Below are 15,333 nucleotides of genomic sequence, written 5' to 3'. Positions count from 1 at the left end.
GACTTGTGTGTCTACTAAGCATAAATGAGATTTTAAATCTAAGTTTAACTTTAATCAAAGCAAGTAGTATGAAACACAAAGTTCTGCTCGTATTGTTGCTGGGGATAATCATAAGCGTTTCCGCTTCTGCCCAAAAGGTGACAATGAATCTTAAACAAGTAAAGCTGGAGAAAGTATTCTCTGCTATTACACAGCAAACTGGTCTTACGGTGGCTTATAGCCGTACGATCGTCAATCCGGATCGAATAGTGACGGTAGAAGCAAAGAATCAGGAACTATCTAAAGTTCTGAATGATTTGTTTCTCGGTACTAACATAAACTATGAGATCGGAAAAACAAAAATTTATTTGAAGGAGAAAGTTACGGATTCTGAACAACAGACCAGTAATGCGAACAAAAGAAATATATCCGGTCGGGTAGTCGATGAAAAAGGGGAGCCGATTATTGGCGCCAGTGTGATGGTGCAAGGCAGCTCTTTGGGTACAATAACGAATGTAGACGGACGTTATACTTTGGCTAATGTTCCCGAAAACAGTACGATTACAGTATCATACATCGGATATATTACGGTTAATTACGCTGCTACCAGCAGAAATCTGTCTCAAGTAGTTCTCCGCGAAGATAGTAAGACACTGGAAGAAGTGGTAGTGGTGGGATATGGTACGCAAAAGAAAGTAAACCTGACTGGTGCCGTTGCTATCGTTTCGGGTGATGAACTGACGACCCGTTCTGCTGCCAACTTATCACAGCTTCTGCAAGGTTCTGTACCGAATATGAACGTAAACTTTAGTTCGGGACGTCCCGGACAAGGGGGAAGCTTCAATATCCGTGGAGTCAACTCCATTAGTGCGGATGCAGCACCTCTGACTATCATTGATGGAATCGAGGGAGATATAAATAAGGTAAACCCCAATGACGTAGAATCCATCAGTGTTTTAAAGGATGCTTCGGCTGCTGCCGTATATGGTGCCCGTGCTGCTTATGGAGTTATTTTGGTTACAACCAAGAATGGAAAGATAGGAAAGACCAATGTCAGCTATAACGGTCGTTTCAGTTTTGGTGATACAACAACTTCTACGGATTTTGAGACGCGTGGTTATTATTCGGCCGGTATCAATGATATGTTCTACAAAACATACCAGGGCGTCCCTTATACACATTATACCCAAGAAGATTACCATGAATTATGGATTCGCCGTAATGATAAAGTGGAAGATCCTTCCCGTCCATGGGTGGTAGAAAAAAACGGAGAGTATAAATATTACGGCAACTTTGACTGGTATAATTGTTTGTTTGATAATACCCGCCCTACTTGGGAGCATAACTTGACGGTTTCGGGAGGAACCGAAAAAGTGAAGTACATGCTATCAGGCAACTACTATAATCAGAAAGGAATTATCAGAATAGATCCGGACCGTTTTAAGAAATATACTTTTCGTTCGAAAATCATTGCCAATATCACTTCCTGGTTTGAATTGAGTAACAATACTTCCTATTACCATTCTGAATATACCTATCCGGGACTATCAGGAGTGAATGACGTTTTCACCAGAGCCGGGCGGCATGCTTTGGCAAGTATTGTGCCGATGCATCCGGATGGAACTCTGGTTTACAGAACAGGTTTGACAGACACAGGAGAAGTGGCAGATGGTGTTAGTGCCGTATTATTGAATGGCGGCCACCATAACCGGGATCGTGAATATGAGTTTGTAACTACGTTCGAGGCCGTATTGAAACCCATCAAACATTTTGAGGTTCGTGCAAACTACAGCTGGGCGCATTACAACCAGCAGAATTTGAATCGTTCCGTAGATGTATTATACTCCAGAAATCCGGGAGAAACAATCACAATGGATAACGGACGTACCAGAGGCAATTATTTGTCGGAAATACAAAACAACCAGATACGCCAAACTTTCAACTTATACGGGACGTATGACAATACCTTCGCAAATGCACATTCTGTAAAGGTCATTGTGGGAGGTAACTATGATTATAAGTATTTCAAGAAACTGGGAATGAAACGTAACGGGTTACTCTCTGAATCTCTCGATGATTTTAACCTGGCAAAAGGTGATGATATATCCATAACCGGAGGACAAGAGGAATATGCGATTCTTGGTTTTTTCTATCGTTTGAATTATGGATATAAAGACCGCTATCTATTTGAAGCCAGCGGACGTTATGACGGTAGTTCCCGTTTCCGTCGAGGACATCGTTTCGGTTTCTTCCCGTCGTTCTCTGCCGGATGGCGTGTCAGTGAAGAAGCCTTCTTTACACAAGCCAAAAACTATGTAAGTAATCTGAAACTAAGACTGTCTTACGGATCATTGGGAAATCAGAAAACAGTAGGCTATTATGACTATCTGCAACTGATTAATACCGGAGCGGTAATGAACTATGCTTTCGGAGATACTACGAAAGGCGATTATGCCTATGAGTCAGCTCCGAACTCTACCGATTTGACTTGGGAAACTGTAATCACAAAAAATATAGGTTTGGACTTGGGTTTTCTTAATAACCGTTTGAATGTATCTTTTGATGCATATATTCGTGATACCAAAGATATGTTGATGGCAGGAAAGACTTTGCCTGGCGTATATGGTGCCTCTTCTCCCAGAATGAATGTGGCAGACTTGCGTACGAAAGGGTGGGAAGCATCTGTTACTTGGGGAGATAGTTTTACTTTGGCAAGCAAGCCTTTCAACTACCGGATAATGGCTGGTATCGGAGATAACACCTCCAAAGTGACAAAATATGATAATCCCAACCGAACGCTGACTGATCCTTACGAAGGACAGCAGTTGGGCGAAATATGGGGATACGTAGTAGACGGTTATTTTAAAACGGATGAAGAAGCAAGGAATTATAAAGTGGACCAATCGTTCGTTAACCAAATGATTAATGCAAGCGCTTTGGATAATGGACTTCATGCCGGTGACCTCAAATTTGTCGATTTGGATGGTAACAACAAGATTGAACAGACAACATCAGCTAATGACCGGAAAGACATGAAAGTGATCGGTAACTCATTGCCGCGCTATAATTATAATTTCGGAATCTCTGCAGATTGGTATGGAATTGATTTTTCAGTTCTTTTTCAGGGCATTGGCAAACAAAATTGGTATCCTGGTGCTGAAACGTCCATGTTTTGGGGACCTTATTCCCGACCATACGCTAGTTTTATTCCTTCCGACTTTATGAGCCAGGTATGGAGTGAAGAAAATACAAATGCTTATTTCCCACGTCCCAGAGGATATGTGGCTCTCGGTAGTAATCGTGAATTGGCAGTGGTTAATACTAAATATTTGCAGAATCTGGCTTATTGTCGGTTGAAGAATCTTTCTATTGGTTACACATTGCCGGATAAATGGCTTTCTAAAATAGGTTTCGAGAAAATACGTGTTTACTTTAGTGGTGAGAACTTGCTGACATTCACTAAGCTACATTCCGATTATATTGATCCGGAACAAGCATCGGCAAGTAACAGCTGGAAAACAAGTAAAAGTGACGCAAATATTTATCCCTGGGCAAAGACATACTCTTTTGGTGTAGATATAACGTTCTGATAATAATGAATATAAAGGAATATAGTATGAAAATAATGAAATATACATTGTGGGCGACTGTTGGTCTGTCGTTGTTATTTGCTTCTTGTGAAAGCATATTGGATATAAATCCGAAAGATCGCTTGACGACTAAGGATTATTTTACGAATGAAGAGCAATTACAGTTGTACAGTAACCAGTTCTATTCAAACAATTTTCCGGGTGACGGTGATATTTATAGGGACGATGCTGATATGCTGATTGTATCTCCTTTAAGCGACGAAGTGAGTGGGCAACGTGTCATTCCGGAAACGGGTGGAGGATGGAGTTGGAGTGCACTGCGATCAATTAATTTTTTATTGGATAATCTGGGAAACTGTAAAGACCAGAAAGTGCGCGACAAATATGAAGCCCTGGCACGCTTCTTCCGTGCTTATTTCTATTTTGAAAAGGTGAAACGTTTTGGAGATGTACCTTGGTACGATAAAGTACTCGGCTCGGATGATGCTGATTTATACAAAGCCAGGGATTCACGCGAATTTGTGATGGGAAAGATAATGGAAGATCTTAATTTTGCCATAGAGGTTTTTAAAGAAACCAACCGGACAAAAGAACTTTATCGTGTAACCTGGTGGACTGTCCAGGCATTAAAGTCACGTGTAGGATTATTTGAAGGTACTTATCGTAAATATCATGGATTGGGTGATTATGAGAAATACTTGAATGACTGTGTAAGTGCCTCTAATGAAATCATGACTGCTTCCGGAGGATATTCATTGTATCAATCCGGCTCACAGTCCTATCGTAATCTCTTTAAATCCGAGAATGCGATTGATGCGGAAATCATATTGGCAAGGGATTATAATAATGATTTGAGTCTGGTTCATAAAGTACAAGCTTTTGAGAATTCTCCGACATTAGGCCGCCCCGGACTTTCGAAAAAACTGGTCAATTATTATTTAATGAAGAACGGCAACCGTTTCACCGACCAGCCCAATTATGCAACAATGGAATTCAAGGATGAAATAGTCAATCGTGATCCGCGTTTAGCGCAAACAATCCGTACTTCAAATATAAATATGAATGTCACGATGACCGGATACCACTTGCTGAAATATGCAAATGATAATATGAGCTATACAGGTGATTCAAGCAATGACCTTCCTCTGTTCAGATTGGCAGAAGTTTATTTGAACTATGCCGAAGCAAAGGCAGAATTAGGCACACTGACGCAAACTGATATCGACAATACGATAAACAAATTGCGGACACGTGCAGGAGTCACGGGAAAACTGAATATGAACGCAGCAAACCTTTCTCCGGACCCTTATATGTGTGCTCCGGAAACCGGTTATGTGAATGTCACAGGAGATAATAAAGGGGTGATTCTGGAAATCCGCCGGGAACGTGCGATAGAGCTGGTCATGGAAGGCTTCCGTTATTATGATTTGATGCGCTGGAAAGAGGGGCAATGTATGGCCCAATCCTTTAAAGGATTTTATCTTCCTGCTACAGCTATCAATAAAGCGTATGATATTGATGGAGACGGAACAAATGATGTCTGTTTCTACACCACATCTTCGCAACCCAATGTGGGGAGTGTGACGTATGTAAAACTGGCTTCTGATGGAAGTGGCACCTCTTTGTCGGAAGGTAATTATGGTAATTTGTTGTGTTATAGCTGGATCGACCGTACTTGGAATGAGAACCGTGATTATCTATATCCGGTACCAAGACAGGAAATAACACTATCTGACGGTGTTGTAACCCAAAATCCGGGATGGAATGAATAACAAGTATAAAAGATATAAATAATAGATTTATGAAAAAGATAGTAATATATACATTGATTTCCTTCATATTCTCTGTTTTTGCCAGCAGTTGTGAAGATAATAAAGACAATTCATTGTACTATCCTGATTTCACGTGGGATACAGGAGATGGAGAGGAAGACGAAGACCCCGTAACTGAAACGTCCATGCGTGTAGCAACTTATAACTTACAGGTGGAGACTGGTACAGGATGGACTAACCGACGGGAACGTGTGGCACAATTAATCAAAGACTACGATTTTGAGATTTGTGGATTCGAAGAAGCCAGTTGGGAACAACGTTCCTACTTAGGAACTCAACTTGCGAGTGATTATCAGATTCTCGCTTATGGTCGTGACACTGGAAATGACGATAACAAGGCAGGAGAGATGAGTGGCATTTTATATAAGAAGAGCCGCTACACATTACTGGATGCCGGACGTTTCTGGTTTTCCGAAACTCCGGAAATTCCTTCCAACGGATGGGATGAAACAAATTTCAAACGTTTCTGTGTATGGGGAAAATTCAAGGATAGCAAGACTCAAAAAGAATTTTATCTTTTTGAAACTCACATGCCTTTGGCTGATAATGCCAGAAAACATGCATGCCAAATGCTGGTGGATGCAGTTTCCGATAAAGCAAAAGACAATACTCCCGCATTTTGTACCGGCGACTTTAATGCGACTCCTGATGCTCCCGAAATAGCCACTACGATTTGCCAAAGTGGTATATTGAAAGATGCGTATCGGGAAGCGGCCGTTCAACACGGAGCTCTCTTTACATTTCCTTCTAAAAAGACCAGAATTGATTTTATTTTTGTGAAACATGCTACGGTGCTTTCTACCCGCACTATTGTCAGTTCTTTATCCGATCATTATCCTATGGTGATCGTAGTAGAAATCTAAAATAAAAATGAAGATTATGAAAAACAAATTTTATCATATAAGTACATACTCGGTAATGAGATATTGGACCATTTTATGGATGGCTATTTTATCTTTCTCATGCTCTGATTTTAATCCGATGGATTCCTATAGCCGTATTCCGCCGGATAGAAACACAGACATAGATGACGGAGACGAGGGTGACGGAGCAGGCGGGCTTTTTGAAAAAGGTTATGGAACAGTGAACAAGCCCTATCTCGTTATGGATGTGATACAGATTCAGAATATGAGTGAGGCTTTGGTGAAAGGAAAGATGATTTATTTCCAATTGGGAGCTGATATTGATATGAAGTCTATATCTAATTGGGATCCATTGAACCCAACCGGTGACTATTATATCTATTTTGATGGAAATAATCATATTATAAAGAATTTCACCTGTACGGATAAAGCGTATGCCAGTTTTTTCGGTATTTTGACCGGGACTTGTAAAAATGTCGGTTTCTATAATGCCCATGTAGAAGCAGCTACTAATAGTGGGGCAGGGGTTATCGGCGGTTATATCGGAGTGAAAGCTCCGAACGCTGTAGAGAAGACAGGGCAGGTGGAAAACTGTTACGTCTCCGGAAAAGTGAAAGGAAAGTATGCTGGTGGAATAGCTTCCCGTATGGGTAGACCGTATGGAGGACAGATTTGTTATATCAAAAACTGTTATTCCACAGCAGAGGTTATATCTACAGGAGATGAATGTGGAGGTATTGTAGGTTCTATGTATGAAAACAGTGAAGTGTCGTATTGCTATTCTACAGGTGTATTAATTGGAGCCAATTCAGTGGGAGGTATTGCTGCACTTCCTTCCGAAGGAGCTAAAATTACGTCCTGTGTTGCTTGGAACTGGAAAATAACAGGTCCTGCTGCCAGATCTGGACGTATCAGTGGAGTTTTGTCTCAAGGTGAAAATGGACATCAGGCGGATCCCGTCGCATCTGAATGTTATGCATGGGAGGATATGATTTGTACAGGATTTACTCCGGAGGATAATGCAGGTTCCGTTTCGACAGGAAAATATGATGGAGTGAGTGAAAGTGCTCTGACTTTGCAGAATAGCATTGCTAATTGGGGGACCCCATGGCATAATGTTGGGAATATAGATATGGGATTCCCTATTTTAGAGTGGCAATTGGATAGAGAAGATTATGCTAGTTATGGAGGACATGACAACGAACCGGAAGGAGATTTTGCCAATGGAGACGGAACTCAAAATAATCCTTATGTGATTGCTAATGCTATCCATATTCAGAATATGAGCAAAGCCCTCATTGAAAAACAAACGACTTATTTTGTCTTGAGTGCGGATATTGATATGCAGGGGATCAAGTGGGCACCTCTAAATGATGCTAATGGTTACCATAAATGGATTGATTTCGATGGACGCAATCATGTAATTAAAAACCTTACTTGTGAGTCAGGCACATATAGAAGCTTCTTCGGGGTATTGTGTGGAGAATGTAGAAATGTGGGATTTGTGGATGCAAATATCTCATCTCCGAATACTGGTATTGGCATCATAGCCGGTTATGTAGGATTGGCTGCCGGTGCAGAGAATTATACTGGAAAGATAACAAACTGCTATACTACCGGAGTACTGAAGGGGTCGGGAGCAGCAGGTGGAATTGGCGGTGTACTTGGTGGTTCGGGATATATCAAAAATTGCTATTCCAGTGCTACTGTTATTGATCAAATTGCTAACAATACAGGTAAAGCCGGTGGAATCATCGGAAGGGTGAATGGCAATGCCAGTGGAAGCAGTATTGAAAACTGTTATACTAGTGGTGATATCAATGCCATAGGTGGAGGAAATGCCGGAGGTATAGTCGGCAAAGTGGATGGCGGTAAGTTAGTCATAAAAAATTGTATTGCTTGGAATAGTATGTTGGTTAGTACCGATAAAGCAAAGGTGGGACGTATAGTCGGAGGTACTGCCAATGCTACTTATGAAAATTGCTATGCTTATGACGGTGTGATTTTGAAAGCAGGAGAGGCTACATTTACCGTTTCAGATGAGACATCACCGTCCGGTAGTAGTTTCCAGGGAGTAGCTAAATCTGCTAACGAGCTGAAAAACACTGTCATAAACTGGGATTCTTCTCTTTGGAAAGAAGGAAGCAACGGCTATCCGGTATTTAAATGGAGTAAATAAATTGATACTTAATGATTTGTAATATGAAGTGTTCTATAAATAAGAAATATTATTTTCTACTTTTGATTTTACTTTTTGCCGGAGGTCTTCCGGCAAAATCTTCCAACTTAGACAAAACGAAACCGGAAGATATTATTCGCCTTGCATCTTATAACATCCGTACCAAAGGAGACAAGGGGGATAAGTCTTGGGAAGTCCGTCTGAACGCATTGGTAGATGTTGTGCGACAGAATAAGTTCGATATGTTTGCCATACAGGAAGGGCGTACCTCTCAATTAAAGGATATGATGATTCTGAACGAATATTCTTATATCGGTCGTGATCGTGACGGGGATAATAAAGGAGAACATTGTGCCATTTACTATAAAAAAGATCGCTTTAAGGTGTTGAAACATGGTGATTTCTGGTATTCGGAAACTCCGGATATACCTTCTTATGGTTGGGGAGCACGTTGTCGCCGGATTTGCACTTGGGGATATTTTAAAGACCTCCGGACTGGGAAGAAATTCTATGTGTTTAATTCGCATACGGATCATGAAGCAACAGAAGCAAGACGGCAATCTTCGTTCATGTTGTTGGAACAGGTAAGGAAAATCGCTAAAGGCAGACCAACCTTTTGCACCGGTGATTTTAATGCCACTCCGGACGAAGAACCGATACAACTTCTCCTGAAAGATAGTTTATTACTGGATTCATATAAATGTACTTTGACGCCTCCTAAAGGACCGTCCGGTAGTTTTTATGCCTATGACAAAACTGGAAAAACAGCTAAGCGCATAGATTTTATTTTTGTGACTCCAAAAATAAAAATACTTTCTTATCACACCATTGATGATGATATAAAGTATAATAAGTACTCTTCAGATCATTTTCCTGTAATGGTGGAAGCGCTACTGAAATGAGAAAAGGAATAAACATTTGAATAGTTATAAAAAACAAGTTGTAAAGGTCGTTCATTACTATAAGTGTATAGATATATTTGTATATATCGCATTGGTGTTGTTTCGGCCTTTACACTGTTTTCTTTTTCTCATACAAGATGCTAATAAACTCATAGAACGTTTATAATAAAAAGTGAAATAGTTTATTATAAACGTCTCTTGTATTTATTATAAACGACATTCATAGAAATTCGTCAAACGGCACTGAATATATTAAACAAAACGGGGTGAAATTAGCAAAAATTTCACCCCGTTTTTACTCTTTCAGACATATATTTATGTATCTGAAAAACTACTTTATGTATCTATTTTTGTATATATCATTTTGATGTTAGCTAATTGGTTATTGCAAATATACAAAATAAAAAGGGCAAAGTCAATAGTTCTATTCATTTAGAATCCACAAACTGCCCGAATATATTGATCATATTAATATTGAGAAACCAAACATGCGGACAACTCTTTTTATAGTCAGTCTAGTCAGCAGCGTGATACGGATGTGTAAACCAGAAGCAGGAACCTACTCCTTCGGTTGAATCCACGCCAATTTCTCCTTCCATTTGGGAAACAATGCTCTTACAGATAGAAAGTCCGAGTCCTGTACCCTGAACAAAAGTATTCAGCTTCACAAAACGTTCAAATACGCTCTTTTGCTTTTCTTCCGGTATTCCCATTCCGGTGTCGCGCACATAGAATTTTATTTTCTGATGGGATACTTGTTCATATCCCAAAGTGATACAGCCTTGCTGGGTGAACTTTAAGGCGTTATTTATAAAGTTACTGATTACTTGGGTGAATCTGTTTTTATCCGTATAGATATAACATTCCGGGAATGGTTCCTCCAGAATCAGTTCAACACCTTTACCTACTTTCATTCCCATTGATTTGATAATTTCAGAACAAGTCTCGTTTACATCCACGTTGGTATATACAAAATTGAATGTTCCCGCTTCGATTTTCGAAAGATCGAGAATGTCCGATATCAGTTGTAAGAGAAGTTCGTTATTCTCTTGCACAATCTTAATGTATTCCTGCCGTTCGCTTCTGCTATCCGTTTCTGCCAGAAGACTGGAAAAGCCGACAATAGCATTGAGAGGAGTACGGATCTCATGGCTCATGTTAGCCAGGAAAGCCGATTTCAGACGATCCAGTTCTTCCGCTTTATCACGGGCAATAATCAATTTCTGTTCAGTTTCTTTCAAAGGCGTGATGTCATAATTGATACACAACATCTCAATAATGCCGTCTTGCGGACGATAATCTCTGACCATTACGTTAATGCTGGTCCATGTATATTTGCCATTCTCCCTGCATACACGAACTTCTTTACGCAAACTGGTTGCCTTTCCCGTTTTCACTTCACCTACAAAGTTTTTCAGAACAGCCTGATCTTCAGGAACCACATGTGCATATACTCCGATAACCTGTGGCATGGGAATACCTTCTTTCTCTCCCAAATTCCTGTACCATGTATCTTGGGCATATCCGTCTCTTGTCAATACATTGAAATGAGCAAATCCTACCTTGGCGTAATCACCGATGAGAAGAAACAGATTCTCAAACTCCTGTATCTTGGTGTATGCATTGGTCGTTTCCGTCGTATCTATATTGATAAACAGATAGTTGATAAATCGATTTTGAGAATCATAGAGAGCAGTAACTTTAGTGTTAAGATTAATAATCCCATTTCTCCGGCTATCTACATATTGATTTATTTTGGAGAAGTCATAATTGATGGAGAAATTTACATCTTCTTTCGCTCTCAATCTCTCTTTAACCTCTAAAGGAATATTGGGATTGTCGAACAGATTAACTCCCAGTGCCTCATGCTTGTCAGACAAGCCGAATATTTCAAGCTCTTTATCATTAATATCTACCAGATAACCGTCTTTGTCATAAAGTTCGACGCCAGCCGGAAGATTCTTATAGATGTTTCTCAATATCTTCTCACTGTTGTCCAAAGCAAGACGATCTTCTTTGGCTTGTAACTCCGACTTTCGCAATTCGATGCAAATACTGATAATATTAGCAAGGGAGGAGAAGCATTGATAATCCACATTGCTCCAGCTACGCTGCGTTCTTACCATATCAATTCCCATATAGCCCCATACCTCTTCTTTTGAGATTAGCGGAACTACCATCAGCGACTTGATATCCTGCATCTCCAACGTCTGACGATATTCCGCAGCTTCTTCGGGCATGTCGTCCAGCGTGTTCAGTATGATAGCCCTTCTTTCGGCTATCTGATGATTCCACCAGGTAGAAGGGTCCCAGGGAATATTACTCAAGAATTCCTGTTCCTTGGATATTCCTTCGGCGGTAACCTCATAAGTGCAATCCTGGCGTTGTTCTTTTCTGTTTATTTCGAAGATATAGATACGATCACCCAAAAATTGGTGAAGGAGATCTCCTAACGTCTTGTTAACCACTTGAGTGACATCATCACATTGCAGAAAAGCAAGCAATGAATATGAAATATTAGTTTGTTGGTAAAGCAAATTGCTCACTTGAAAGAAATCAATGTTTCCATTCGTAGTATCGATTGGTCTGTCAATATATTGCAGAAAGCCCGTCATATTCCTATATCCCTCTTTATCGGGCTTTTGGAAATTAATCTTAGAGTACACCCATATTTCCCCGTCTTTTGCCTGGATTGGAAACATTTGTTCGTATGTCTCTAGATAAGAAAGAGACATATATTCATTTTTAAGACGCAGCCGGTGGTCTTCACGTATTCTTTGGTGGAATTCGGTGAAACTGATGCGGTTACTTTCAAGGCCGAGTAAGTCAACAATAAAGTCAGAGCAGATATATTCTTTATTCTTCAAATCTGACTCCCACCATCCCATTTTGGCCATCTGTGCTATCTGAACGTATTTTTCATAGTCATAATTTGTTTGTTCTTTCATATTGTTTGCTCTTGTTTTCTGTTTTTATATTATAAGACACTAGCCTGCAAAGATAAGCATAACTTTTAAATAATGAGGCATTTGCATATCACAGCAGGATGAAAGTGGATATTTGGTGCTGAAAAGTGGAAAAAGAGACGAATGAGTACAAACAGGGGATTATTTCGTCTTTCTCTTAGTGAAGAAATGAATTATATAATCTATAATATATATCAGAAGAATGAAAAATACCAGATTATTCATGTTTGCGGCATGCACACTTTTTTTGGCAGCGTGTGGCAGGCAAACCGTGAAGATTATGACTCCGCCGGATGCGTCAAATCGTGTTTTGTTTGGTGCGGAGCAGTTACAGACTACCTTGGATAAAGCCGGTTATCAGGTAATGATGCAACAGGGAGACACGACATTCTCCGATCCCGAAATCAAAACGATTCTCTTGACGGAAGTAAATGACACGACGCTCAAGAAAGAAGGTTTTCATATTTCGACGACGGGCAATCTGACCAGAGTGTCCGGCAGGGATGGGAGTGGTGTCATTTACGGATGCCGTGAACTGATTGACCGTGTGAATGATTCGGATGGTAAGTTGAACTTCCCGGAGGAACTGAAAGACGGTCCTGAAATGGTATTGCGTGGTGCATGTGTAGGATTACAGAAGATGACCTATCTGCCGGGGCATGGTGTGTACGAATATCCGTATACACCGGAAAGTTTCCCCTGGTTTTATGATAAAAAACAGTGGATTAAATACTTGGATATGCTGGTTGCCAACCGCATGAATTCGCTGTACCTTTGGAATGGCCATCCGTTTGCGTCATTGGTGAAACTAGAAGATTATCCGTTTGCACTGGAAGTAGATGAAGAAACCTTCAAAATGAGCGAAGAAATGTTCTCTTTCCTCACGGAAGAAGCGGACAAACGCGGTATCTTTGTCATACAGATGTTTTATAATATCATTCTTTCCAAACCTTTTGCTGAACATTACGGACTGAAAACACAGGATCGTAACCGTCCTATTACTCCTCTGATTGCCGATTATACACGCAAGAGTATTGCCGCTTTCATTGAAAAATATCCCAATGTAGGATTACTTGTTTGTCTGGGTGAAGCGATGTGTACAGTGGAGGACGATGTGGAATGGTTTACTAAAACAATTATTCCGGGAGTGAAAGACGGATTACAGGCATTGGGACGTACGGATGAACCGCCTCTTTTGTTGCGTGCGCACGACACGGACTGCAAACTGGTGATGGACGCTGCCTTGCCGCTCTATAAGAATCTTTATACGATGCATAAGTATAATGGTGAATCGTTGACTACCTACGAACCTCGTGGTCCCTGGTCGAAAATTCATACGGATTTGAGTTCGTTGGGTTCCATTCATATCAGTAACGTACATATCCTGGCCAATTTGGAACCGTTCCGCTGGGGTTCTCCGGATTTCGTACAAAAGGCGGTCACTGCCATGCACAATGTACACGGTGCCAATGCGTTGCACCTTTATCCGCAGGCTTCATATTGGGACTGGCCTTATACGGCTGACAAACTACCGAACAATGAACGTGAATTCCAGTTGGATCGTGATTGGATCTGGTACCAGACCTGGGGACGCTATGCGTGGAACTGCCATCGCGACCGTACAGATGAAATGGGTTACTGGGATCATCAGTTGGGCAAATTCTACGGAACCTCTGACGAAAATGCAAGTAATATCCGTGTAGCATACGAAGAAAGCGGAGAGATCGCTCCGAAGTTGTTACGTCGCTTCGGTATCACAGAGGGAAATCGCCAAACGTTATTACTGGGTATGTTTATGAGTCAGCTTGTCAATCCGTACAAATATACGATCTATCCGGGATTCTATGAAAGCTGCGGACCGGAAGGAGAGAAGCTGATAGAGTATGTAGAAAAAGAATGGAAAAAGCAACCTCATATAGGTGAAATGCCTTTGGATATTGTTGCTCAAGTAATAGAACATGGAGATAAAGCAGTAGCGGCTATTAATAAAGCAGCAGGTTCCGTCTCTTCAAATAAGGATGAATTCGCACGTTTGCAGAATGATATGCATTGTTATCGTGAATTTGCGTATGCGTTCAACCTGAAAGTGAAAGCTGCCAAACTGGTATTGGATTATCAATGGGGAAAAGAGATTAAGAATCTTGAAGAAGCTATTCCTTTGATGGAACAAAGCCTGGAGCACTATCGCAAATTGGTGGAACTGACGAACGAACATTACTTGTATGCCAACAGTATGCAGACTGCCCAACGTCGTATTCCTATTGGTGGAGATGATGGAAAGAATAAGACTTGGAAAGAATTGCTGGTACACTATGAGAAGGAATTGGAAAATTTCAAAGCCAACCTCGCTTTGTTGAAAGAAAAACAGAATGGAAATGCGGTGACTGAAACTATCGAGATTGCTGCCTGGACTCCTGCAAACGTGAAACTGATCTCTAATTATCCGACAGTGAAAGTGGATGAGGGTATTTCTTTATTTGTGGATGTCCCAGGTAAGATAGAAGCAGTAGCTCCGGAATTGAAAGGAATGAAGGCGCTCCGCTTCAATGGAAATGAGCAGAGAGAGAAAGGCACAAGCATCACTTTCGAAACGGATGCTCCGGTGAAATTGTTAGTCGCTTATTTCAAAGACGACCAGAAAAAGTATGCAAAAGCTCCGAAACTGGAAATTGATGCATCAGCCAATGATTACGGTCAGGCGGAACCCGTGTTGACGAATGCTGTCCGTATCAACGGAATGCCTTTGGCAAATGTGCATGCATATAGTTTTCCGGCTGGAAAGCATACATTGATGTTACCCAAAGGTTATCTGCAAGTGTTAGGATTCACGGCTGCGGAAACGAAAGTTCGTAATGCCGGGCTTGCCGGGAATGAAGAGACAATGGATTGGTTGTTTTATTAATGGGAATTTATCGGTTAAATGAGAATTTATCGGTTAGGCTGAAAGCCTTACAATTATATATTTATTGGGGTGCCCTGAAAGGGCTTAATTATATAGCGTAGGGCAACGCCCTACGAAAAA

At 40.8% G+C, this 15,333-nt stretch carries 7 protein-coding genes; 6 read left to right on the top strand and 1 reads right to left on the bottom strand.

The window, feature by feature from the left end:
- Positions 1-68 precede the first annotated feature (68 nt).
- From LPH68_RS16380 to LPH68_RS16360, 5 genes are read left to right on the top strand one after another with little or no spacing between them, the layout of a single operon-like run.
- Positions 69-3,569 carry a TonB-dependent receptor gene (locus LPH68_RS16380; RefSeq protein WP_151923439.1) on the top strand — a complete coding sequence of 1,167 codons (3,501 nt, stop codon included), beginning with the start codon at positions 69-71 and terminating at the stop codon, positions 3,567-3,569.
- Between the two features lie 26 nt (positions 3,570-3,595).
- Entirely contained in the window at positions 3,596-5,341 is a 1,746-nt protein-coding gene (locus LPH68_RS16375) for a RagB/SusD family nutrient uptake outer membrane protein (protein ID WP_117808889.1), read from the top strand.
- A gap of 29 nt (positions 5,342-5,370) precedes the next feature.
- Positions 5,371-6,264 carry an endonuclease/exonuclease/phosphatase family protein gene (locus tag LPH68_RS16370; RefSeq protein ID WP_008022236.1) on the top strand — a complete coding sequence of 298 codons (894 nt, stop codon included), beginning with the start codon at positions 5,371-5,373 and terminating at the stop codon, positions 6,262-6,264.
- Between the two features lie 16 nt (positions 6,265-6,280).
- On the top strand, positions 6,281-8,443 hold the full coding sequence (locus LPH68_RS16365; RefSeq protein ID WP_151923881.1) for a hypothetical protein: 2,163 nt from the start codon (positions 6,281-6,283) through the stop codon (positions 8,441-8,443).
- A gap of 11 nt (positions 8,444-8,454) precedes the next feature.
- Positions 8,455-9,345, top strand: coding sequence for an endonuclease/exonuclease/phosphatase family protein (locus tag LPH68_RS16360; protein WP_182019451.1), 891 nt, complete (start codon positions 8,455-8,457; stop codon positions 9,343-9,345).
- Positions 9,346-9,860: 515 nt separating this feature from the next.
- On the opposite strand, the gene LPH68_RS16355 is transcribed toward LPH68_RS16360, so the two are convergent.
- Entirely contained in the window at positions 9,861-12,293 is a 2,433-nt protein-coding gene (locus LPH68_RS16355) for an ATP-binding protein (protein ID WP_151923882.1), read from the bottom strand.
- Positions 12,294-12,513: 220 nt separating this feature from the next.
- On the opposite strand from LPH68_RS16355, the gene LPH68_RS16350 reads away from it, so the two are divergent.
- The gene (locus LPH68_RS16350; protein WP_192918780.1) at positions 12,514-15,213 is read left to right on the top strand and encodes a hypothetical protein; all 2,700 of its coding nucleotides are present in this window, start codon (positions 12,514-12,516) and stop codon (positions 15,211-15,213) included.
- Positions 15,214-15,333 lie beyond the last annotated feature (120 nt).

Origin of the sequence: Bacteroides sp. 1_1_30 (assembly GCF_020982715.1) — a bacterium.
GTDB classification, from domain to species: domain Bacteria; phylum Bacteroidota; class Bacteroidia; order Bacteroidales; family Bacteroidaceae; genus Bacteroides; species Bacteroides xylanisolvens.
This window is presented reverse-complemented; position numbering and strand designations above follow the sequence as displayed.